This is a genomic window from Sphingomonas fuzhouensis (assembly GCF_034659795.1).
GTDB classification, from domain to species: domain Bacteria; phylum Pseudomonadota; class Alphaproteobacteria; order Sphingomonadales; family Sphingomonadaceae; genus Sphingomonas; species Sphingomonas fuzhouensis.
In genome coordinates, this window is record NZ_JAXSQY010000011.1 from 49,740 (window position 1) to 71,816 (window position 22,077).

At 66.3% G+C, this 22,077-nt stretch carries 11 protein-coding genes; 8 read left to right on the forward strand and 3 right to left on the reverse strand.

From position 1 onward, the window contains the following. Positions 1-126 precede the first annotated feature (126 nt). Positions 127-2,817, forward strand: a complete 2,691-nt coding sequence (locus tag U1H82_RS17595) for a TonB-dependent receptor (RefSeq protein ID WP_322966278.1) — start codon at positions 127-129, stop codon at positions 2,815-2,817. Here the strand turns inward: U1H82_RS17595 and U1H82_RS17600 are convergent. Further along, entirely contained in the window at positions 2,795-3,532 is a 738-nt protein-coding gene (locus U1H82_RS17600; RefSeq protein WP_322966279.1) for an acid phosphatase, read from the reverse strand. The two genes, U1H82_RS17595 and U1H82_RS17600, sit on opposite strands and share 23 nt — an antisense overlap. 242 nt (positions 3,533-3,774) lie before the next feature. Here U1H82_RS17600 and U1H82_RS17605 point away from each other — a divergent pair, with 242 nt between their 5' ends. From U1H82_RS17605 to U1H82_RS17630, 6 genes are all read left to right on the forward strand, one after another. Then, positions 3,775-6,504 carry a TonB-dependent receptor gene (locus U1H82_RS17605; protein WP_322966280.1) on the forward strand — a complete coding sequence of 910 codons (2,730 nt, stop codon included), beginning with the start codon at positions 3,775-3,777 and terminating at the stop codon, positions 6,502-6,504. 150 nt (positions 6,505-6,654) lie between these two features. Then, positions 6,655-7,161 carry an RNA polymerase sigma factor gene (locus tag U1H82_RS17610; protein ID WP_322966281.1) on the forward strand — a complete coding sequence of 169 codons (507 nt, stop codon included), beginning with the start codon at positions 6,655-6,657 and terminating at the stop codon, positions 7,159-7,161. Continuing rightward, on the forward strand, positions 7,154-8,167 hold the full coding sequence (locus tag U1H82_RS17615; protein ID WP_322966282.1) for a FecR family protein: 1,014 nt from the start codon (positions 7,154-7,156) through the stop codon (positions 8,165-8,167). The genes U1H82_RS17610 and U1H82_RS17615 overlap by 8 nt, the downstream gene beginning before the upstream one ends. 520 nt (positions 8,168-8,687) lie before the next feature. Beyond that, positions 8,688-11,441 (forward strand): TonB-dependent receptor, encoded by a 2,754-nt coding sequence (locus U1H82_RS17620; RefSeq protein WP_322966283.1) that lies wholly within the window; start codon positions 8,688-8,690, stop codon positions 11,439-11,441. An 80-nt stretch (positions 11,442-11,521) separates the two neighbouring features. Continuing rightward, a complete protein-coding gene (locus tag U1H82_RS17625; RefSeq protein WP_322966284.1) occupies positions 11,522-13,804 on the forward strand; it encodes an alpha-N-acetylglucosaminidase in 2,283 nt (760 codons plus the stop codon). Then, entirely contained in the window at positions 13,801-14,919 is a 1,119-nt protein-coding gene (locus U1H82_RS17630; RefSeq protein ID WP_322966285.1) for an acyltransferase family protein, read from the forward strand. Before U1H82_RS17625 ends, U1H82_RS17630 begins: the two co-directional genes overlap by 4 nt. A gap of 109 nt (positions 14,920-15,028) precedes the next feature. Here the strand turns inward: U1H82_RS17630 and galA are convergent, their stop codons facing one another. Together galA and U1H82_RS17640 are read right to left on the reverse strand one after the other, a co-directional pair. Beyond that, positions 15,029-17,914, reverse strand: coding sequence for a beta-galactosidase GalA (gene galA, locus U1H82_RS17635; RefSeq protein WP_322966286.1), 2,886 nt, complete (start codon positions 17,912-17,914; stop codon positions 15,029-15,031). Continuing rightward, on the reverse strand, positions 17,911-20,721 hold the full coding sequence (locus U1H82_RS17640) for a glycosyl hydrolase 115 family protein (protein WP_322966287.1): 2,811 nt from the start codon (positions 20,719-20,721) through the stop codon (positions 17,911-17,913). Before U1H82_RS17640 ends, galA begins: the two co-directional genes overlap by 4 nt. A 192-nt stretch (positions 20,722-20,913) precedes the next feature. Here U1H82_RS17640 and U1H82_RS17645 point away from each other — a divergent pair, with 192 nt between their 5' ends. Next, positions 20,914-22,035 carry a glycoside hydrolase family 43 protein gene (locus U1H82_RS17645; RefSeq protein ID WP_322966288.1) on the forward strand — a complete coding sequence of 374 codons (1,122 nt, stop codon included), beginning with the start codon at positions 20,914-20,916 and terminating at the stop codon, positions 22,033-22,035. The last annotated feature ends 42 nt before the right edge of the window (positions 22,036-22,077 follow it).

A 22,077-nucleotide genomic window follows, 5' to 3' on the forward strand; every position in this document is an offset into this window, starting at 1 on the left:
ACTGACACGCAGCCTACACAATTGCTGCCTATCGGCGATCTTCCCATAATCGGGCACAGCCGCACGATATCCGTCAAGACAGGAACGCAGGGGGCGCATGAATTCCGATCCGCCAAAAGGGCGGCGATGACCTTGGCTGTCGCGCTGGCGCTGGCCGCCGTTTCCGATGACCCGCTGCTCTCCGTCGACCTGCCTGACGCAGCCGTCGCCATCGGGCTCGATCGGCTGGCGCGTCAGGCGGGTCAGGCCGTGGTCGCACGCCCCGGCGACCTCGCCGGGCGGCGCGTCCCTGCGCTGAAAGGGCGGATGCGGCTGTCCCATGCGCTGCACCGCTGGTGTCGACCGGCCGCGCTGTCCTGCCGCCTGATGGCGGGGGGCATATTGGTGCGCGCCATCGGCCCTGCTCCCAAACCGTCCGCACGGGCCAGACAGTCCATCCCCCCCACGCCCGACCCGATGACCGGCCCCGACGTGATCGTGACCGGCAGGCGCGGAACGATGGTGCAGGGCGCGCTCGACCGCAGCTATTCCGCCTCGCATCTGGACGAAGCCGAACTGGCACGCCGCCCGCCGCAGAGCCTGGCGGAACTGCTCTCCGGCCTGCCCGGCCTGTGGGTCGATACCTCCGCTGGCGTGGCGGCCAACACCATCCGGGTGCGCGGCATTCCGCTCGACGGCTATCAGGCGATCGCGGTGCAGGAGGATGGCCTGCCGGTGCAGCATGACACGCTGCCCTGGACCGATATCGACCAGTTCGTCCGCCCCGATTTGATGATCGAGAGCAGCGACTATGTCCGCGGCGGCCCCTCTGCGATCTTCGCCAGCAATGCGCCGGGCGGCGTGCTCAACCTGCGCACCCGCGCGCCCCGCGACAGGCCGGGTGGCGAGATGCGGGCGACCATGACCAGTTATGGCCTGATCCGCTGGGAAGGCTATGCCACCGGGCCGGTCGGCAATGGCTGGCGGGTGATCGCGGGCGGCTCGGTGGCGCGCGATCCGACGGTGCGGCGGATCGCATCGACGCTGGGCGGCGGACAGTTGCGGGTGCGGGCCGACCATGATCTGGGCGGCGGCGGGCGGTTGACGCTGGCGGTACATGGGCTGGACGACGACACGCTCAACATCTCGTCCTTTCCTATGCGGTACGAGCATGGCCGGATCATCCCCCTGTCCGGCTTCGATCCCCGGCGGGATAGTTTTTTTGGGCCGGAACTGACCCGGCTGCGCTTCGCTGCGCTCGGCGACCGGCCGCTGGGGCGCAACAATCGCAACCGGATGGTCACGCCCTCGCTGGCATGGACCCAGCCGCTCGCAGGCGGCCTGCTGAGCTTGCGTACCCATTACCGGGCGTCGCGGACCGAGCGTTATGCGCTCTCCTCCTCCGGTAATGCCGTTCCGGCGGCGCAGGCTATCGCCGACGCATTGCCGCGCCTGACCGCCGCCTTTGCCGATACCGCGCAAGTCGCGCTGCGCCATGCCAGCGACGGCAGTGTTTTTGTACCGCTACCGGGCAATGACCGGGTCATCACTCTCAACCCCGTCGCTGCCGACACCCGGCTGCACGAGGCGATTGTCGACCTGTCCTATGCCCATACGCTGGAGGCGGCGGGCCATCATGACCTGACGCTGGGCCTCTATGCGGTCGGCTATCGCTGGGACTTTCGGCGCGCGGTCGCTCGCGTATTGTTGGAAGCGCGCGCGCAGGGACGGCGGCTCGATCTGGTCGCACGCGATGCCGGCGGGCGTGTGCTGGGCCGGGCGACCGATAACGGGCTGTCGAGTTCGGGCTCGACCTATGAGGCGCTGACCGGCCGCCAGCATATGGTCGCGCTCTATGCCGCCGATGAGTGGCAGGTGGGACCGCGCTGGCGGATCGATTGGGGCATTCGGCATGAGCGCGCCGCGCTGTCCGCCTCGGTCGAGCGGCCCATGCTGGTCGATGGCGGCGATCCCACCACGCTGGCCGATGATCGGATCGCGATCGGCTCCGGGCTCTGGGATGCGCGGGCGCAGCGGATCGCCCGCACCGCGACGACGCTGGCGCTGCATTGGCGCGCGAGCGATCGACTGGGCGCCTTTGCCCGCGCGACCCATGCGATGCGACTGCCCGATCCCGGCGTGTTCCGGATCGGCGGCGACGACAGCGCGCGGGCGCTGACCATCGAACAGGCCGAACTGGGGCTGATCTGGCGGCGGGGATCGACGGGGCTCGACGCGACACTGTTCGCCAGCCGCTTTCCCGACATCGCCGTGCCCGACCTGTCGCTCGATCCCGCGACCGGCGCGGTGCGGGTCGGCGAATATCCGGCGGCGGCGCGCACCATCGGACTGGAGCTCAGCGCCAACGCCGCGCCGCTGCCCGGCCTGTCGCTGCGCGGTACGGTGACATGGCAGGACCCGCGGCTGAAATCCTATCGCGTGACGCGCCAGACCGGCGGGACGACCAGCGTTACCGACTTGAGCGGCCGTATCCCGCGCCGCGTGCCGCGCGTCATGGCCAGCCTGTCCGCCAGCGCGATCCTGCCCGACACGGGCGTAACGCTGGACGGCGATGTCTCGGCGATGGGGCGGCGCTTTGCCGATGACGCCAACAGCCTGCCGCTCCCCGGCTTCGCGCTGGTAGGGATCGGCGCACGCTGGGCCGCGACCGAGGCGCTGACGGTACAGCTACGCGCCACCAACCTGTTCGACCGGATCGCGATCATGCAGGGCGACGCGCTGGGCGGCGAGGTCCGCGCCGAGGATGGCGGCGGGGTCGTCACCGTCCGCGCGCAGCAAGGCCGGGTTGTGTCGCTCAGTGCGGACTGGCGCTTTTAGCGCGGTAGCGCGCCAGTTCCTCGGCCGCCGCCGCCATGTCGCGCCGGAACGCGGCATTGCCATGCTCGCGCGCGACCACGGCGCTGGCCGCCATATAGCCGCCCTCGACCGCGCTCTGGCTGTGCGAGCCGCAAATCCAGCGACTAGTACCATAATCGCGCCCACGGGTCAGGATCGCCTCGGCCCGGTCGGGCAGCAGCTCGGCCATGATGAGCGCAAAGCCCCAGCCGTGCGCGGTATGGCCCGAGGGATAATCGCCATTGGCGATCAGCGAGGGCTTGCGCGGCTCGCAGATGGGCAGGTCGGTGCCGATAAAAGGCCGCTTGGACTGCCAATGCGCCTTGGCCGCGCCGATCGCCGCCGAACGGTCCGCATCGAACCTGGCGAGCAGCGCGCGCGTGACGGGCAGTTTCGTCCAGTCCGGCCGAAACCCCAAGGCGGTGGCGAAGCGCTCGCCCATGTCGCTGGAGACATCCGCCGTCGCCTGTTGCCAGCGCGCCATGCCGCGCAGCGCCCGGCTATCGCGAAAGGCGCGCGCATCGGCCAGCGCGCGCGGCGAGCCCGGCGTCGGCGGCCCCGGCAGCACCGCCGCGAGGTTCAGCCCCTCACCCGCCGCCAGATACCCCGTCCCCTCGCGCGCCGCCGCGCCCGCCGGAGCCAGCACGAGCAGCGCCATCGCGGCCGCCATACCCCATCGCCATGCCTGTTTCGCCATATCGCCCACCCCTTTCAAGACTTGATCCCGCTACCCCAAGAGTCCGCCGATCGTCCATCGGGGACAGCGGCCATGGAAACTTGCCCGAACAAAGACAAGCTCTGTCCGGCTTGTAACAAAAACGCCACAAATGTCTTAAAACTTTTACAAAATTCCTTGTCCCCGTTTGACCGCGACCCCCGTCTTCCCCGCGATCGTCCGTATGGCCGGGCGAGCCATTTGTCTTTTGGGGGTTTGAAGTGATGGGAACGAAGCGGACGCTGCTGCTGGCGTCGAGCGCGCTGTTTGTCGCGCAACCGGTACTGGCCCAGGATCAAGGCGATCAAACGACCGCGACCACCGGCGGCGCGACCACCGAAGGGGGCGATGTCGTCGTCACCGGATACCGCACCAGCCTGGCGCAGGCGCGCAATTCCAAGCGTGACGCGACGATCATCAAGGACTCGATCTCGGCCTCCGACATCGCCGCCTTCCCCGACCTGAATCTCGCCGAAGCGCTCCAGCGCCTGCCCGGCGTCGCGATCAACCGCGAGGCGGGCGAGGGTCGCCGGATCTCCTTGCGCGGCTTGGGTCCTGACTTCACCCGCGTTCAGTTGAACGGCATGGAAGTGCTGGGCAATGTCGACTCGCCGCAGGACAGCCGCGGCCAGACCACGCGCGACCGCGCCTTCGACTTCAACCTGTTCGCCGCCGAACTGTTCAACCATGTCGATGTCGAGAAGTCGTATCAGGCGCAGCAGACCGAGGGCGGTCTCGCAGGCACCGTCGGTCTCTTCACCGCACGCCCCTTCGATTACAAGGGCACCAAGATCGCGCTGTCGGCGCAGGGCGGCAGCAACACGCTGACCCGCGATTTCCAGCCGCGCCTGACCGGCCTCATTTCCAAGAACTGGGGCAATTTCGGCATCCTGGTGTCGGGTGCGTATAGCCGCCGCAACACCCGCGAAGAGGGTTTCGACACCTATCGCTGGCGCCGCAACAAAGCGAACGGCAGCAACATCAGCGGCCTGACCGCCGCCGAGCAGGCCAAGATCAACTCGGGCGACCTGTTGTTCGCGCGCGGCAACCGCCTGTCGGTCTGGGACAGCAAGCAGGAGCGGATCGGCCTGACCTCCTCGATCCAGTGGGCGCCGACCGACAAGGTCCATGTCACGCTCGACGGCCTGTACGGCCAGTTCAAGGGCGACCGGTTCGAGACCCATCTTGCCTCGCGCGGCGGCGGCAGCTCGACCTGGCTGGGCGGCGGCGAGACCTTTGCGGGGACCGTCTATCCCAACTCGCGGGTCAACGCGATCCAGTGGAACGATCGCAACGAGGTGACCTATCTCGACGTATCGGGCGGCAAGGCGTCGACCGAAACCCGCGTCCAGAACACCAGGAACATCTTCAAGCAGGTCGTGCTGAGCGGCGACGCGGAACTGGTCGACGGGCTGACCTTCACCTGGCTGGGCGGGGTCGAGCGGTCACGCTACGACATGCCGGTCAACGACAAGTTCACGCTGGAGGGCTTCGGCGACGTCACCTCCGACTATCGCGGCGGCACCTATTCGCTGGTCAACACCTACAAGTTCAACACCACCGATCCCAATTTCTGGCACGCCAAGCGCCTGTACGTGAACAACACGTTCCAGGATTCGGCGTTCGACAACATCAAGGGCCGCTTCGACTATAAGGTCACGCCCGACGACACGATCAGCGTCGGTGGCGAATGGCGGCGTTTCTCGAACGGCGGATATTATGCCGAACAGGACAATATCCTGACCAGCAGCTTCGTGTCGGGCAAGGTCAACGCCAATCCCAGCGCCTATGCGCGGACCTACACCGGCTATTCGGGGCAGGACTGGACGATCGTCGACTTCCCCAAGATGCTTCAGACGCTGGGCATCAACCGCGCGCAATATCTGACCAACAAGATCGGCGTGTACGCGGTCGAGGAGCGGACCGGTGCCGCCTTCGTCCAATATGACTGGAACCACATACTGGGCGGCATCCCCTTCCGCGGCAATATCGGTGCGCGTTATTATCGCACCAATGTCACCTCGAACGGCACGGCCAATGTCGGGCCCGTCACGGTTCGTGGCGAATATGAGGGCGTGCTTCCGGCCGCCAACCTGATCTTCGAGCTGGATCGTGGCCTGATGCTGCGCTTCGCCGCGTCGAAGAACATCAACCGTCCGGCACTGGGCGCGCTGGCGGTCAACGGATCGGTGACGAACGACAATGGCAATGTCACCGTATCGATCGGCAATCCGAACCTGCGCCCCTATAAGTCGAACGACTATGACATCTCGGCCGAATATTATTTCGGCTCGGTCGGCTATGTCGCAGCGGCGCTGTTCTACAAGAACCTCGACGGCTATATCTCGACCCAGACGATCAACAACGTGCCCTATTCGCAGACGGGCCTGCCCGACAATCTCTATCCGGGCGTGACCGGATCGACGGTGGTCGACAGCTATTCGCGCCCCGTCAACCTGGCCAAGACCAACCTGTTCGGCATCGAGCTGTCCGGCCAGACCGACTTCAAGTTCCTGCCCGCCCCCTTCGACCGGCTGGGGACGGCGGTGAACTTCACCTATGTCGACTCGCGGCTGGACTATTCCAAAATCTATCAGGGCAGCATCCCGACCACGCTGGAGGGGCTGAGCAAGTATAACGCCAACGCCACCCTCTATTACCAAGACAAGGCATTCGACGCCCGCGTCTCGGCCAATTACCGCAGCGGCTATATCTTCAGCGCCTCGCCGGTGCTGACCGCGCTGGGGCCGGACCAGGACGTGACCGGGTTCGAGGGTACGGTCTATGTCGACATGTCGGCGCATTATTCGGTCACGAAGAACGTCCAGCTGACGCTGAACGGCATCAACCTGACCAACCAGCGCGAGCGGCAATATTCGAACAGCACCAAGCGGCTGTACGTCGTCACCCGTTCGGGCACGACCCTGCTGGGCGGTGTCCGAATTACCTTCTGATCCGATCCCCGAACGCCCTTGATGTCCGGCCCGTACGGGATATCAAGGGCCCCTGTGCCGCGTCGACCCCGCCACGGGGGCGGCGCGGTGTTTTTTCGACGAGGATTGTCCCCGGATGCGATGCAACCGGCTCTTCCTGAACGGGACCGAATGACCGCCGCGAACGCCTGGATCGCGGAAGGGCGCGAGCGTCTGCTGACCTATGTCCGCAGGCGAATCCGCGAACCCGAACAGGCGGAGGATATCGTGCAGGAGGCGATCATGCGGGTCATCGAGCAGGAGCGAAAGCAGGTCATCGACCAGCCGCTCGCCTATGGCTTTCGCGTGGCGGACTCGGTCATCTACAATCGCGGGCGGCGCGGGAGCGAAAACCATGCGCCGGTCGATCCCGAACTCGCCTGCGCCCTGCCGCTGGCCGATGAAATCCTCGATTATCGCCAGCGTTACGACCGCTTCCAGGCCGCGCTGTCGCGCCTGCCCGCGCAGCGTCGCGCGGTCTTTGTCGAGCGGCATCTGGAGGGCAAGTCGCGCCAGCAGATCGCCGAGGAGATGAACATCAGCATCGAGGCGGTGAAGAAGCATCTGGTCCGCGCGATGATCGATCTGGACGGCTGTATCGACGACCTGCCCGTGCGTGGAGGTCGCCTGCATGACTGATCCCGACATCATGCTGGAACAGGCCGCCGACTGGGCCGACCGGCTCGACACGCTCTCGCCCGAGGCGCGGGCCGAGCTGGGCGCATGGCTGAACGCGGCCCCAGAGCACCGCGCGGCGCTGTCGCGGATGGCACGGCTGTTGGGCGATCCGGCGTTGTTCGACGTGGTCGAACAGACGAGCCGGGCGACAATCGCCCCACCCCCGCCACGCCCGCGTTCGCGTGGCTGGCCCATGGGTTCGGCACCCCGGACACGACGCCGCATGACGGTCGGTATCGCCGCCGCCCTGGCCGCCGCGATCGCCGCGCCTCTGGTCTGGCATGTCGCGACCCCCGGCGGAGCGCCGGTCGAGCATGTCTATGCCTCCGCCATCGGACAGCAGCGTCAGGTGGCGCTTCCGGACGGATCGGACATGACGCTGGATGCGGCCTCGCGGGTCGCCATCGCCTTTTCGGACCACGGCCGCGACCTGACGCTGGAAAGCGGCGCGGCACGGTTCGAGGTTCGTCACGACGCCGCCCGCCCCTTTGCCGTGACCACGCCCGAAGGCGAGATGGTCGCGCTGGGCACCAATTTCAGCGTCGATCGCGGTGCGGGGCATAGTGAGTTGCGCGTCTATCGCGGTCGCGTCCGGCTGACCGTGCCGGGCCAGGCCCCGGTGGTCGTAACCGGTGGGCATTGGGCCGAGGCGGGCGCGGGGCGGATCACGGTGCACAGCTTCGACACCGCTCGTTATCAGGGATGGCAGGATCGCTGGCTGACCGGGGACCGGATCAGGCTGGGCGATGCGGTCGCGCGCTTGGGTCGCTATAGCACACGGCCGATCACCCTGGCCGACCCGGCCATGGCAGGCGAGACATTCAATGGCCGTTTCCGCCTGGATACGCCGGTGGAGAGCCTGAGGCTGATCGGGGCGCTGTTCGACCTGTCGGTCAAGGACGACGGCAAGGCGATCAGGCTGATACATGGCGGGCGGACCGAACAGGCCGATTGGCCGAACCAATAGCCGCAATACCAATTCAGACTCGATAAACCCGGCAGCGTGAATGCCATAGGGACGGGATCGTTTGTGCGTCCCGGCAATGACAGCGCCATCCCTCCACGCGCGACATGACGTAAAATTCATCTTACTATCTATTTGTAATACATGACTTATTTTTGAACCTAGGCACACCTGACCAATTATCGCGTGGAACGGGTTTTCACCCCGTTGACAGGCATGACCATTTCATGTCACCGATAAGACCATAAGATTACAACACCGTGATGCAGGAAGACATATTCGGTCCATTGGCGCACTTTGTCGCACACGGCTTATAGGCCGGGCGGCGGGCGGGCCACGGACTCCGGTAGGTTCCGCGTACCCGATACAGCAAGACTGACGGCCGATCCCGGTCCGTGAACGGCGCCCCCGTTCCGGCGGATGACGCGCCCTGCCTGCTTGTCGGCGACGAAGGACCATCCGGCAAAGTCTCGGGGAAGCCCGGCGCGATGTGCCCGCGTCGGGATCAGAGGGAGGGAAGAGCATGACCATGTCACCGTGCCACGACGCGTCGCGTCTCCGGCGCAAACGCCTGCTTCAGACGACGGCCTTCACGGCAAGCTGGCTGGCCTCGGCGATGATCGCTGCGCCCGCTATGGCGCAGACCAGCGGCCCCGCCGCCGCCGCACAGGCAACATCGCAGACCGATACCGCCGGGGCCGATGCCCAGAACGAGATCACCGTCACCGGCTATCGCCAGAGCATCGCCTCCGCCCTTGCCGCCAAGCGCAACGACATCCGCATCACCGACGGCATCTCGTCGGAGGATATCGGCAAATTCCCCGCCCAGAACATCACCGAAGCCATTCAGCGCATTGCGGGCGTCCAGATGTCCAACATCAACGGGCGCGGCTCGACGATCAGCATCCGTGGCCTGGGTCCGCAATATGCGCGTACCACGATCAACGGCCAGACCTTTGCCAGCGCCGACTTCAAGGACGGCTTCCGCTACGACATCATCCAGACCGATCTGGCGAGCGCGATCCAGGTCATCAAGTCGCCGACCGCCGACATGGATACGGGCGGGCTGGCGGGCACCGTCAACATCGATACGGTCAAGCCGCTCGCCTATAAGGGCCCCAGCTTCATCGCCGGGATCAAGGGCTATCATTCCGACTATCGCGGCGGCGTCACGCCCAAGGTCAATGCCGCCTATATCAAGCGCTTCGCCGACGACACGATCGGCGTCATGCTGGACCTCGGCTATCAGAAGCTGAAGGATCGCGGCGACTATCTGTTCATCAAGAACTGGTATCAGCCGGGCGCGGTCGCCGGTGCCCCCGATGTGCAGGTGCCGGGCAATCTGCGCTATCGCCGGATCGACCGCGACACCGAACAGCTGATGGGCAGCGGCGCGATCCAGTGGAAGCCGCAGGACAATTTCGAGGTCCTGTTGCAGGGCGAATATTCGCGCGACCACACCCGCTACGACACGCGCCAGATGGTCTTCGGCCGCTGGGCCGCCTCGGCGGTGACGGTCAACCACACCGCCAACGGCGTCGCCGACAGGATCGGGATCAGCAGCTTCAACGTCGACAACAACGACCAGCCCGAACTGCGCAAGCTCCAGACCCAGGCCTATACCGGCACCGTCAACTGGAGCCCGACCGACACCACCCATATCCGCGCGATCGGCCATTATACCCAGGGCGATGCCAAGCTGTACGAATGGGCGACGATCGACGAAGTGCGCTTCGCGAATGGCGGCCAGCTCGACATTTCCGATCCGTTCAACGTCAAGTGGAACACCGCCAGCCTGACCGACGGTTCGATCTACAATATGGGCAATCGCACCTGGTACGCCTTTGTCGACGGCGCAACGCATATCCAGTCGGCCCGCGACCGTGCGATCCAGACCGACCTGACCCAGGACCTCGACTGGCACGGGATCAAGGCGCTGGTCTTCGGCGCGAAATATCATCACGAGAGCTTCGCCACCAAGGCGTATCGCCACGACCGCGACGCCGATGTGACCGACCCCGTCACCTATCCCGAATTCGCCTGGATTCCGGACCTGTCGAAAACCGGCGTGCTGGTAAACAACTTCCTGGGCGGATCGATGGCGATCCCGCACAGCTTCCTGTCGGTCAACGCCCCGCTGTGGCAGCAAATCCTGCGCGACAAGGGGATCAGCGTGCCCGACACGCCCGACTGGCCCAACACCTATAAGGTCGACCGCTATATTCCGGCGGTCTATGCGATGGCCAATATCGACGGCACGCTGTTCGCTCTGCCGGTGCGCGGCAATGTCGGCGTCCGTTACGAACACACCCATCAGAACGTCACCAGCAGCCTGACCAACGGCACCGGCAGCGACGCCACGCTGCTCGGCCAGCAGCATGTCGTGCAGGATTATGGCAATGTCCTGCCCAGCGCCAGCTTCGCGCTGGACCTGACGCCGCGCCTGGTCGCCCGCATCGCCGCGGCCAAGGTGCTGGTCCGCCCGCTGCTCAACAGCCAGACGCAGATGGCCGACACCATCACCCGCGTCACCACCAGCCTGCGCCCCAGCGTCTCGGTGGCCCAGGGCGAAAGCCGCCTGAAGCCGCTGACCGCCAACCAGCTGGACCTCAGCCTGGAATTCTACCACGGCAAGGGCAATTCGATCAGCGTCGCAGGCTTCTACAAGGCGGTGAAGAACGGCACCTTCACCCAATTCTACTGCCCCAGCTCCTATGACGGCGTCGCGCTGAACGGCGTGGTCAGCGATTGCCAGTCGGCGGATCTGAAGACCGATTACAGCTTCAGCCGGGTGCTGAACGACAACCGGGTCATTCATATCAAGGGCGTGGAATTCTCCGCCTCGCAGAATTTCGATGCGATCCTGCCGGTGAAGGGGTTCGGTGCGGTCGGCAACGTCACCGTGGTCGACACCGATGCCAGCGCGATCGGCACCGGCTTCAACCTGCGCGACCTGTCGAAGCTGACCTGGAACCTGACGCCCTATTGGGAAAACGAAATGTTCAGCGCGCGGCTGTCGGTCAACCACCGCAGCTCCTACGTCCAGGACGCCGCATCGAGCTTCTTCGTCAATGGCGGCCTGACCCATGTGGTCCGCCCGCGCACCCAGCTGGACCTGGCGCTGGGCTACACGCCCGCCAGCTATCTCAGCTTCACGGCGGGCATCATCAACCTGAACAACACGCATGAGGACGCCTATCAGACAACCTCCGACACGTTCCAGCTCGCCAGCCGGACGGGCCGGACCTTCTACCTGTCGGCCTCGACGCGGTTCTAGCTCCCCTCTGAAGGGTGGACCGCCATGCGGGTCGGTCCACCCTTCCTTTTTGGAATGTGATGGGGACAATGCCGCTTGTGATGACCATTCCCAAAACACTCGGCCTGTTCGGCGGCCTGCTTCTCACCGCCTCCATCGCCCATGCGCAGGTCGACGGCGGCCAAGCGGCGCGCGCGGCACTCCAGCGGCTGGGCGTGCCGCAGCAGCACGTGTCGGTGGCGATCCAGCCTTCAACCACCTCCCGCTATCGGGTACGGGTCGATCATGACCGGTTGACGGTCCAGGCCTCCTCGGCCGTAGCGGCGGTGCGCGGAGTGGCCGCCATGCTGAACGCGCAAGGGCGGCTGTCGATCAGTTGGGAGGGGCGGCGCGTCGGTCCGATGACCCGGCTGGCGCCGCAGGACAGCGGTTGGGTATCCTCGCCCTTCGGCTTTCGCGCATATCTGAACACCTGCACCTATGGTTATACCACCCCTTGGTGGAACTGGACCCGCTGGGAGCGGGAGATCGACTGGATGGCGGTCCACGGCGTCGACATGCCGCTGGCGATGGAGGGGCAGGATTATGTCTGGCGCCAGCTCTGGCGCGAACAGGGATTGAGCGAGGCGCAACTGGCCCAGCATTTCTCCGGCCCCGCCTTCCTGCCATGGCAGCGCATGGGCAATATCGAGGGTTATCGTGCCCCCCTGCCAACCGGGTGGATCGACAAGAAGCATGACCTGCAAAAGCGTATCCTTGGCCGGATGCGCGATCTGGGCATGACGCCGATCCTGCCCGCCTTTGCGGGGTACGTACCCAAGGCTTTCGCCGAGGCGCACCCGAAGGCGCGCATCTACAAGATGCGCTCCTGGGAAGGGTTCGAAGGCACCTATTGGCTCGACCCGTCCGATCCGCTGTTCGCACCGCTCGCCAAGCGGTTCCTGCAACTCTACACCGCCGAATATGGGCCGGGGCAATATTACCTGGCCGATGCCTTTAACGAGATGGTGCCGCCCATCGCCGAGGATGGCAGCGACACCGCACACGCCGCCTATGGCGACGCCACCGCCAACACGCCTGCGCTGGATGCCGCGACCAAGGCGGCCGCCCTGCCCCGCGAGGTGCGTGACGCGCGGCTGGCGGCCTATGGCCAGCGCCTCTACGCCGCGATCGCCGCCGCCGCGCCGGGGGCGACCTGGGTCATGCAGGGCTGGCTGTTCGGCGCGGACAAGAAATTCTGGACGCCCGACGCCATCGCCGCCTTCCTGCGCGACGTGCCGGACGAGAAGATGCTGATCCTCGACATCGGCAATGACCGCTATCCCGGCATCTGGAAGACGACGAACGGCTTCGACGGCAAGAGCTGGGTTTACGGCTATGTCCATAATTATGGCGGCAGCAACCCGGTTTACGGCGCGCCCGATTTCTACCGTCGCGACGTGGCCGCGATGTTCGCCGACAAGGGGCGCGGCCATGTGCGCGGCTTCGGCATGTTCCCCGAGGGGCTGCACAGCAACAGCCTGGTCTATGACTATGCCTATGACGTGGCGTGGCCGGGCGACGAGATGGCGCTTGGCCCGTGGCTGAGCCGCTATACCGCCGCACGTTATGGCCGCCGCGATCCGGCGATGGTCGCGGCGTGGCAGGATGTGGTCGCGGGTGCCTATGACGTACGCTACTGGACCCCGCGCTGGTGGAACGAGCGGGCGGGTGCGTACCTCTTCTTCAAGCGCCCCGCCGCCGACGCACCGACCTATCCCCCCGAGCCGGGCAACCGGGCGAGGCTACGCGCCGGGATCGCGGCGATGCTCAAACTTGCCCCCGCATACGGCGCAAGCCCGCTCTACCGCTACGACCTGATCGACCTGACCCGTCACGCCGCCAGCCTGTCGCTGGACGACAGCGTAAAGGCCGCCGTCGCCGCCTATCAGAAGGGCGATGTCACCACCGGCGACCGCGAGACGGCGAGGGTGAAGGCGCTGGCGCTGGCCATCGACCATCTGATCGGCGGACAGCAGGAAAGCCTGGCCAGCTGGATCGCCGATGCGCGCGCCTATGGCGATACGCCCGCCGAAAAGACCGCCTATGAACAGAACGCCAAGGCGCAGGTGACGATCTGGGGCGGACGCGGCCATCTAGGCGATTATGCCTCCAAGGCCTGGGCGGGCATGTATGCCGATTATTACCTGCCGCGCTGGACCCGCTATCTGGTCGCGGCGCGCGCGGCCGCGCTCGCCAAGCGGCCCGTCGACGATGCCGCGTTCACGGCGAAGCTGCTCGATTGGGAAAAGGCCTGGGTCGCCTCGCCTCGCACCTACAAGGCCAGCGCGCCCGCCGATCCGGTGGCCGAGGCCCGCGCCCTGATGACGGAGACCGCCCGATGACCACGGCCAGACCCGAGCGCTTCGCCTCGCTCGACATGTTCAGGGGCGCGACCATCTTCCTGATGATCGTGGTCAACACGGCGGGCGCGGGCGGCGCGTTCGGCCAGTTGCAGCATGCGCCGTGGATCGGCTTCACGCTGGCCGACCTGATCTATCCCAGCTTCCTGTTCGCGGTCGGCAACGCCATGAGCTTCGCGCTGACCCGGCCGATGCCCGAGCATGTCTTCCTGCGACGAGTGTTCAAGCGCGCCGCGCTGATCTTCCTGCTCGGCGTGCTGATGTACTGGTTCCCCTTCGTCACGCATCAGGCGGACGGCAGCTGGGTCGCCAAGCCCTTTGCGGACACACGGCTGACCGGCGTGCTGCAACGCATCGCGCTCTGCTATCTGCTGGGGGCGCTGCTCGCGCGCTATTTGCGGCCCAGCCATCTGGTCATGGTCGCCATCGGCCTGGTCGTCGCGCACTGGGCGATCCTGGTCGGCCTCAGCCCGGCGGGCGAGGCGTTCGGGCGCTATCAGAATGCGGGGACGCTGTTCGACCTGTGGCTGATCGGGCCGGAGCATCTCTACAAGAAGGACCATGGCTTTGATCCCGAGGGGCTGCTCGGCACCCTGCCCGCGACGGCCAATGTCATTGCGGGCTATCTGACCGGCCTCGCCATCCAGCGCTGGGGAAAGCATGGTGCGACGGTCGGGAAGCTGGCGGCGATCGGGGGGGCTTTGGTCATCATCGCGCTGCTGTTCACGCCGGTCCTGCCCATCGGTAAGAAACTGTGGACCGGGTCGTTCGTCGCGCTGACGGTCGGGCTGGACCTGATCTTGCTCGGCGCGACGCTGTGGCTGGTCGAGGTGCGCGGCGTGACGCTCGGGCGGTCCTTCCTTCAGATGCTCGGGCGCAATCCGTTGGCCATCTATCTGTTTTCCGAGCTGCTCGTGGTCGCGCTGGAGCTGGTCCATGTGGACGGCGTGGGCCTCTACACCTGGATCGGGCTGCACGGGTTCCAGTCGATCGCGCCGGGCCCCGTCGGGTCGCTGTTGTGCGCCCTGGCCTATACGCTGATCTGCTGCGCCTTCGGCTGGGCCTTGGATCGCAAGGGGATCATCCTCAAAGTCTAGCATCAACCGTCATTGCGAGCGGAGCGAAGCAATCCAGGGCGTCCTGGTCCGGCTACTGGATTGCTTCGCTCCGCTCGCAATGACGAAGGAGCGTATCAGGCATCCCCCCTTATTTCTCCCGCACGGAAATCGTCCGGCCCAGGCCCGAAGCCTTGCCCGGCTCCGCCTCCACGATCAGCACGACCTGACGCTCGCCCGGCCCGGCCGGGAAGGGCACCACCAGCGGCGCACCCGCAAAGTCCGTCTTCTCCGCCCGCTTCACCCCGTCGACCCAAGCCTCCGCCCGCCCGACGACATCGGCGAAGACCATCGCGCCGCCCTGCTCCGCCACCCGGCGGCGCGGTTTGAAGCTGGTGCGATAGGTCGACCACACGCCCTCGCCCGGCCCCTCCAGCCTACCGGGTCGCGCATAGACCAGGCTGTTCATGTCATTGCCCGCATAGCGCCGCAGCGGATCGGGCCGGGTCGCGGTGAAGTCGCTGCGCTTCCAGTCGGTCAGCATCGCGACGGGGCGCGTCGCAGGGACTGCGGGCAAAGGCTCGGCAGCGATCACCCGCACCGTGGCGCGCGCGGGTTTCAACCCCGGCGCACTCGCCTCGACGATCAGCGTCCCCGCCCCCGCCTCGGCGCGGACCAGCGCCTGGGCCAAGCCGTGGAACAGGCGCCGCGCGGGCACGACCTCCGAGTCATGATCGTTGGGATCGCCATTGCCGACCCCGATCACCACCCCCCGCGTCACCCGGAAGTGGACCGGCGCATTCGCATCCGGCACCACCCGTCCGCGCGCATCGACGGCCATCACGGTAAAGGGCTGGACATCGCTGCCGGTCCCCAGCATCCCGCCCCGATCCGCGACCAGCTTCAACGCGACCGGCTTGCCCACCGTCTCGACCGCAGTGCGGGACACCTCGCGCCCGCCGCGATAGCCGACCGCCTCCAGCTGACCGGGGCTATAGGGCACCTGCCATTCGGGCATCGCCAGCCGGTCGACCGCCTTGGTCCCCAGGCTCTTGCCGTTCAGGCGCAACTCGACCGTCTCGGCATTGGTCAGGGCGAGCACCCGGATCGCCTGCCCCTCGCGCCCCGGCCAGGTCCAGTGCGGCGCGATGGCGAGTGCGGGCGCATCGTCCACCCATTGCGCGCGGCGCAGATGGAAGGCCATCTTGGCGAAACCGCACAGGTCCATGATGCCGAACACGCTGCTGGTCGTCGGCCATTCGAACGGCGTCGGCTCGCCATGATAGTCAAAGCCGGTCCACACGAACGTCCCCGCGACGAAAGGCCGCGTGTCGATCATCCGCCAGCTTTGGTGATGGGTCAGACCCCATTCGGCGGCGTCGGTGTCATAGGAGCTGACCTCGTGCGCGGCCATGTCGGTCTTCCAGACCCCGCGCGTCATGAAGGCGCTGGTATCCTCCGAGCTGGTCATCGGCTTGGCCGGATGCGCGGCGTGAAATGGGTCGTAGCGGCGATGCTGATAGTTGAAGCCCATCACATCGACCGCATCCGAGACGTTGAGCGGGGAGAACATCCCGTCGTTCATCGCCGCCGTGACCGGGCGCGAGGCGTCGAGTTCCTTCACCGCCTCGGCCATGCGGCGCACCATCTCATAGCCCTGTTCGGTGCCCTGCATCGGCTCTTCGTTGAAGACCGACCAGAGGAAGACGCTCGGATGGTTGCGGTCGCGGCGGACCAGCCATTGCAGCTGGCGCAGATAGTCCGGGCTGGGGTTGAAGTTGCGGTTCTCGTCCATGACCAGCATCCCGAGCCGGTCGCAGGCATCGAGCAGTTCGGGTGCTGGCGCATGGTGCGAGCAGCGCAGCGCATTGCAGCCCATCGCCTTCAGCCGCCGGATGCGCCATTCCCACATCGCATCGGGCATGGCGACGCCGACCCCGGCATGATCCTGATGGACGCAGACGCCCTTGATCTTGGTCGCCACGCCGTTGAGGTAGAAGCCGGTGGCAGCGTCGAAGCGGATTTCGCGAAAGCCGATCCGGGCGGCGCGGGCATCGATCGGTTTGCCGTCACGCAGCAGCCGCGCCTCCACCCGGTAGAGCGTCGGCCGATCGACCGACCAGAGCTGCGGGGACGCGACCGGGATCGCCACCTTCGCCTCGGCGGTGCGGAGCGGATCGATGGTTACGTCCGTTTCCGCCCGGCCGATCATGCGGCCGGCCGGATCGATCAACACCGCCTCGGCCCGAACGGTCGCCGCCGCCTTCTGGATGTTGGAAACGGTCAGCGCGACCGGCACCGCCCAGCCATCCCCTTCGCGACGCGGATCGGCGTGAAGCCCATCGGTGACGATGCTCACCCCGTCGCGTACCGCCAGCCAGTTGTGGCGATACAGCCCCGCCCCCTCATACCACCAGCCCTCCATCGTCTCGGCATCGACGCGGACGGCCAGCGTGTTCAGCTCCTCGCCGAACCGGGCATAGGGGGTGATATCGATCAGGATCGCGGTATAGCCGCTGAAGCTGTGCGCGACGAGGACGCCGTTGAACCAGACCGTGGCGTTGGTCGCCGCCGCGCCCAGCTGCACCTCCAGATAGCGGCCGCGCCATTCGCTCGGCAGTTTCAGCGTGCGGCGATACCAGCCGATCCCGCGCCGCCGGTATCCTTGCGCGACATTGGCCTTGGGGTCGACCACCTCCTCCATGGCCCAGTCATGCGGCAGCTCTACGCTGCGCCAGTTGCTGTCGTCATAGCTGACCGCCGCTGCCCCCTGCGCGATCCCGGCCTTGGCATTCTGATAGCTTTCCTCATGCCCAAGGATCGGCGGCACGGTGATGTCGCCCTTGTGGAACAGCCAGCCATCGTCCAGCCGCAGCAGGCTGGGGTCAGCGACGAAGGGCGGCTCGGGCATCGCATCGAAGGGCGCGGGCGCATCGCCGCTGTCGAGCAGGACCGGGCGATTTGCCGCCAGAGCCGGGGTGCCGAGCGCCGGGGCGGCCAACCCGCTGACGAGGAGAGTGCGGCGGGTCACGGTCATCGGGCAATCTCCGGCGGAGAATCAGAAAGGAGCGGCGCGTAAAGCGGGCGGGCACCGTCGAGCACCAGCTCGACACGGTCGAGGGTCAGGCCAGGGTCGAGCGGCACGATCGCCACCTGATGCGCTCCGGCGGCGAAACTCTTGAGCGGGATGTCGGCGATCGCGGTGTTGGTCAGCACATTCTGCCGCCATTGGTCGCTGCGTCCAATGGTCGCGAAATCGACCGTCCGCCACGTGCCGTCATCCAGCCGGACGGCGGCACGAAGTCCGTGCGCAGGATCGCGTGGATGGGTCGGCAGCGCGACGATCCGCAGCGTCGCCCCCGCCTCCGTCATGGTGGCGAACCGCCATGTCGCGGGCGAGCTCTCAGCCGCCGAGCCGCGCGACGGCAGGGTCAGCTTCGCTCGCAGCGCACCGTGCTGGCTGCCGAGATCGGGGATCGCTTCCCAATCTGCGCCATAACGGGCGGCAAGCGCGGGCATGGTGACGCGGCGTTCGTCCTCGATCGCCGTGCCCGCCTCTGCCTTGGGCGGGGTGAGCGTCGTCGCATGGACGACCACCGGCCGATCGCCGCAGCGCAGCGTCACCGGCCCGACCGCGCCCTTGCCGTCATAACGCAGGGTCAACCGCTGCTCATACCCACCGCGCGCGTTCAATTCGCCCTTGCTTTCCGACAGCGATAGACCGGCGGGCATGTCGCTCACCGCCCAGGCCGTCGCCTGTGGCTGATGCTGGTACAGCGTCACGAGTCGCGCGGCGGCAACGCCACGGGTGAAGGTCAGGACATTTTCGTCCCCGATCCACGCGCCCCATAGTCCGGCGGCGCAGCCTTTCTGGGTCGAGGGCTGCCAGCTTGGCCACATCGGCTCGGCAAAGACCGGCAGACGGCGCGGCGCCATATCCATCATCCCGCGCCACTTGCCCCCGGCCAGCGCATTGTAGCGCGCCGTATCCGCGACCAGCCCGCCATGCGCCGCCTTGGCCCGCGCGACATAGCTATTGGCGCTCGCCCGCTGATCGCGCGCGTACAGCTCGGCCAGATCGAGCGACAGGATGCGCGTGTTCAGCCCCGCCGCACCGCGCACCGGATAGAGCACCAGTTCGTAGAACGCGTCCTGCCGATCCTTGGGGATGCGCGCGCCGATTGCCTCGGCCTGCGTCGCGAGTGCCCGATAGGCCGCGATCCGCGCCTGCGCCTCCTCGCCGTCCGACTGGACATAGCCGCTAGGGCGGTTGGGCGTGACCCATTCGGTCTGGCCGAAGCCCATGAATTCGGGCTTTCGTGGCCAGGCGAGGTCGTAGAAGCGCATCATCACATCGGCGATGGCACCCGCCTGGCCCTCGCCGAACTGCTCGGCCATGAAGCAGCGCAGATGATCGCGCGGAGCCTCATCCAGCAGCCGCGCGTCGAAGGCGAGGTCGAGGAAATATTGCGAGAGATATTCAATCGGCTTGATGTCGCCGACATTGACCACCCAGATGCGCCGCGCGTCGGTATCCCAGGCCCGTCCCATCTCCTCGCGGATCAGCGCGGGATGGGTCGTGCCCAGCCATAGATAGTCGTGCGGCCGCCCCCAATAGGACAGATGGTAATAGACCCCCGCCCCGCCCGGCCGCTTCTGCTCCTCCGACGTGCTCAAACGACGCAGATAGCCGTAATTGTCGTCGGTCCACATCAGCGTGACGTCGCCGGGCAGGGTCAGCCCCGCGTCGTACGCCTCCTGCAACTCGTGATAGGCGACATAGAGTTGCGGTACTTGGGTCGCGGGCTTGCCCAGCGTGTCGGCCAGAAGCGCACGCTGACGCCCGACCACATCCTCCAATATGCGCCGCCGCGCCGCCGTGGTGGTAGCGCCCTGCATCGGCCCGTCATGCAGGCCGCGCAGGCCCACCGTGTAGAACGCCTCCTGCCCCTTCGTCTCACCCACCCGCTCACGCCAATAGTCGAGGATCGCCTGGGGCCGCCGGGTGAAGTCGAACCCGCCGCGCTGGCCCTCGTTCCATTCGCGCAGGTTGTTGCGGAGCATCGGTTCGGCATGCGAACTGCCGATGACGATGCCGTATCGACGGGCAAGCGGCGCATTGCCCGGATCGCCGAAAAACGGCGTCGAGACCGAATGCATGGCAGGCCAGAGCGTATTGGCCTTCAGCCGCCACATCAGTTCGAAAACGCGCGCATAGGTCTTGGGCCCGATATTGCCCTTGGCCGGATCGAAGGTCTTGGCCGCCCAGGGCTCCAGCCCCCAATCCTCATCGTTCAGGAAGATACCGCGATACTTTACCGAGGGTTCCCGCGAGACGAGCATGACGTCATCGACCACGATCCGCGCACGTCGGCGCGGGGTGACGTCCGCCCACCATTCCCAGGGCGACACCCCCAGCGCACGCGACAAATCGGTCACGCCATAAGCCGCGCCACGCGCGTCCGATCCGACGATCATCAGATAGCGCCGGCCCGACACCGTCACCCCGGCCCGAATGTAGCGTTCCCAACCGCCCGTAAGGGGCGACAGGTCGACGCCGCCCGCCCGCGCCAGTTGCTGGACGACCGGCGACGCGGTGGTGCCGATAACGATGCAGATGCCGGGACAGGCCGCCGCATCCTCGACGATCGGCCCCGGCCGACCACCCAGCGACGTCAGATCCCGCGCCAATAGTTCGGCGGCGATACGACTGGTCCCCACACCATCCGCCGCCGCCAACAGGCCCGCGCGGGTCAGGTCGAGATTGGCGGCCTGGACAGGGGTGGCGACCAGTACCGCCCCGACGAGGCTTGCGCCAACCCCATAGATTCCCGCCCGCTTCATCCACCCATCCCCGCAAACAGGCGAGCAATCTAACCGGATGAATGGGGCTGTAAAGGGAATTTGCCTGACCAATTACCGACCTATTGCGGCCTTTCGGGCTAAGCTTGGACACTACCACCTCAAGCGCGCTGGCTTGCAAAAAGCCTGACAATTGCCCGATAGCTGGCACGATACGATATCGGCGAGGGTCGCGTGGCAATTTCAACCAAGCTGGCATGTCTCGTGGCGGCGATCGTGGCGCCGCTCTCGATGGGCATCGCCCGCACGGTCCAGGACCCGCCTCCCGGCACCGGGCCGCAACTTCAGCGCGTCGCCAACCTCGGACGCCCCATGCCAGCACCGCCTGAAAAGGCCCGGAGCGCCTATCTGCTCGTCTATTTCAAGGAGCATGTTCATTCGCTCCATTTCGCCGTTTCGCGCGACGGCTACAGCTTCACCGACGTCAATAATGGCCAGCCGGTCCTGTCCGGTGCGGCGGTCGCAGCGCAGAAGGGCATACGCGACCCCTATCTGATGCGCGGACCCGATGGGGCCTTCTACCTGACGATGACCGACCTCCATATCTACGCCAAGGAGGCAGGGTTGCGGACGGCCCAGTGGGAACGCCCGGACGCCGACTATGGCTGGGGCAACAACCGCAACCTCATCCTGATGAAAAGCAACGACCTGATCCATTGGACCGTGGCCAGAGTAGACGTCACCCGCTTGTCCCCCGCCTATCGCGAGGCGGGGATCGCCTGGGCGCCGGAGGCGATCTATGACCCGGTACGCCGCCGGATCATGGTCTATTTCTCGACCCGCATCCGCAACGGCGTGAACTTTCTGGTCTATGCCTATGCCGACCCGGCCTTTCGCACGCTGGGCGCCCCCCGGCCGCTTTTCCCCTTCCCCCGGGCGGGCAAGAGCACCGTCGACGCGGACATTACCCGCGTCGGCAACCGCTATCACATGTTCTTCAGCACCGATGACGGCGCGGGCAATATCCGCCAGGCCGTATCCGACCATCTGACCAGCGGCTATGTCTATGATCCCACCAAGGTCGATCCCGAGACGGTCGGAACCGAAGCGCCGATGGTCTGGCGTCGCCACGGCACCGAGACCTATGTCCTGATGTACGATGTCTATGCCGCCAAACCCAACAATATGGGCTTTTCGGAGACGAAGGACTTTCGCACGTTCCGCAATATCGGCCGGTTCAACGAACTCGGCTCGCCGATGAAGGCGACCAATTTCGGTGCGCCCAAACATGGCTCGGTCACCGCGATCACGCCGGACGAGGCGGATCGGCTGGAGCGCTATTTCGGGTCGCGTTGACACCCCCAAAAATCATGGAACGCCATTTCATGCTTGCATCCA

Excerpts from the sequence above, each read along its gene's own strand:
- U1H82_RS17595 (WP_322966278.1), top strand. The coding sequence starts at position 127 with ATGACCTTGGCTGTCGCGCTGGCGCTGGCCGCCGTTTCCGATGACCCG.
- U1H82_RS17600 (WP_322966279.1), bottom strand. The coding sequence starts at position 3,532 with ATGGCGAAACAGGCATGGCGATGGGGTATGGCGGCCGCGATGGCGCTG.
- U1H82_RS17605 (WP_322966280.1), top strand. The coding sequence starts at position 3,775 with ATGGGAACGAAGCGGACGCTGCTGCTGGCGTCGAGCGCGCTGTTTGTC.
- U1H82_RS17610 (WP_322966281.1), top strand. The coding sequence starts at position 6,655 with ATGACCGCCGCGAACGCCTGGATCGCGGAAGGGCGCGAGCGTCTGCTG.
- U1H82_RS17615 (WP_322966282.1), top strand. The coding sequence starts at position 7,154 with ATGACTGATCCCGACATCATGCTGGAACAGGCCGCCGACTGGGCCGAC.
- U1H82_RS17620 (WP_322966283.1), top strand. The coding sequence starts at position 8,688 with ATGACCATGTCACCGTGCCACGACGCGTCGCGTCTCCGGCGCAAACGC.
- U1H82_RS17625 (WP_322966284.1), top strand. The coding sequence starts at position 11,522 with ATGACCATTCCCAAAACACTCGGCCTGTTCGGCGGCCTGCTTCTCACC.
- U1H82_RS17630 (WP_322966285.1), top strand. The coding sequence starts at position 13,801 with ATGACCACGGCCAGACCCGAGCGCTTCGCCTCGCTCGACATGTTCAGG.
- galA (WP_322966286.1), bottom strand. The coding sequence starts at position 17,914 with ATGACCGTGACCCGCCGCACTCTCCTCGTCAGCGGGTTGGCCGCCCCG.
- U1H82_RS17640 (WP_322966287.1), bottom strand. The coding sequence starts at position 20,721 with ATGAAGCGGGCGGGAATCTATGGGGTTGGCGCAAGCCTCGTCGGGGCG.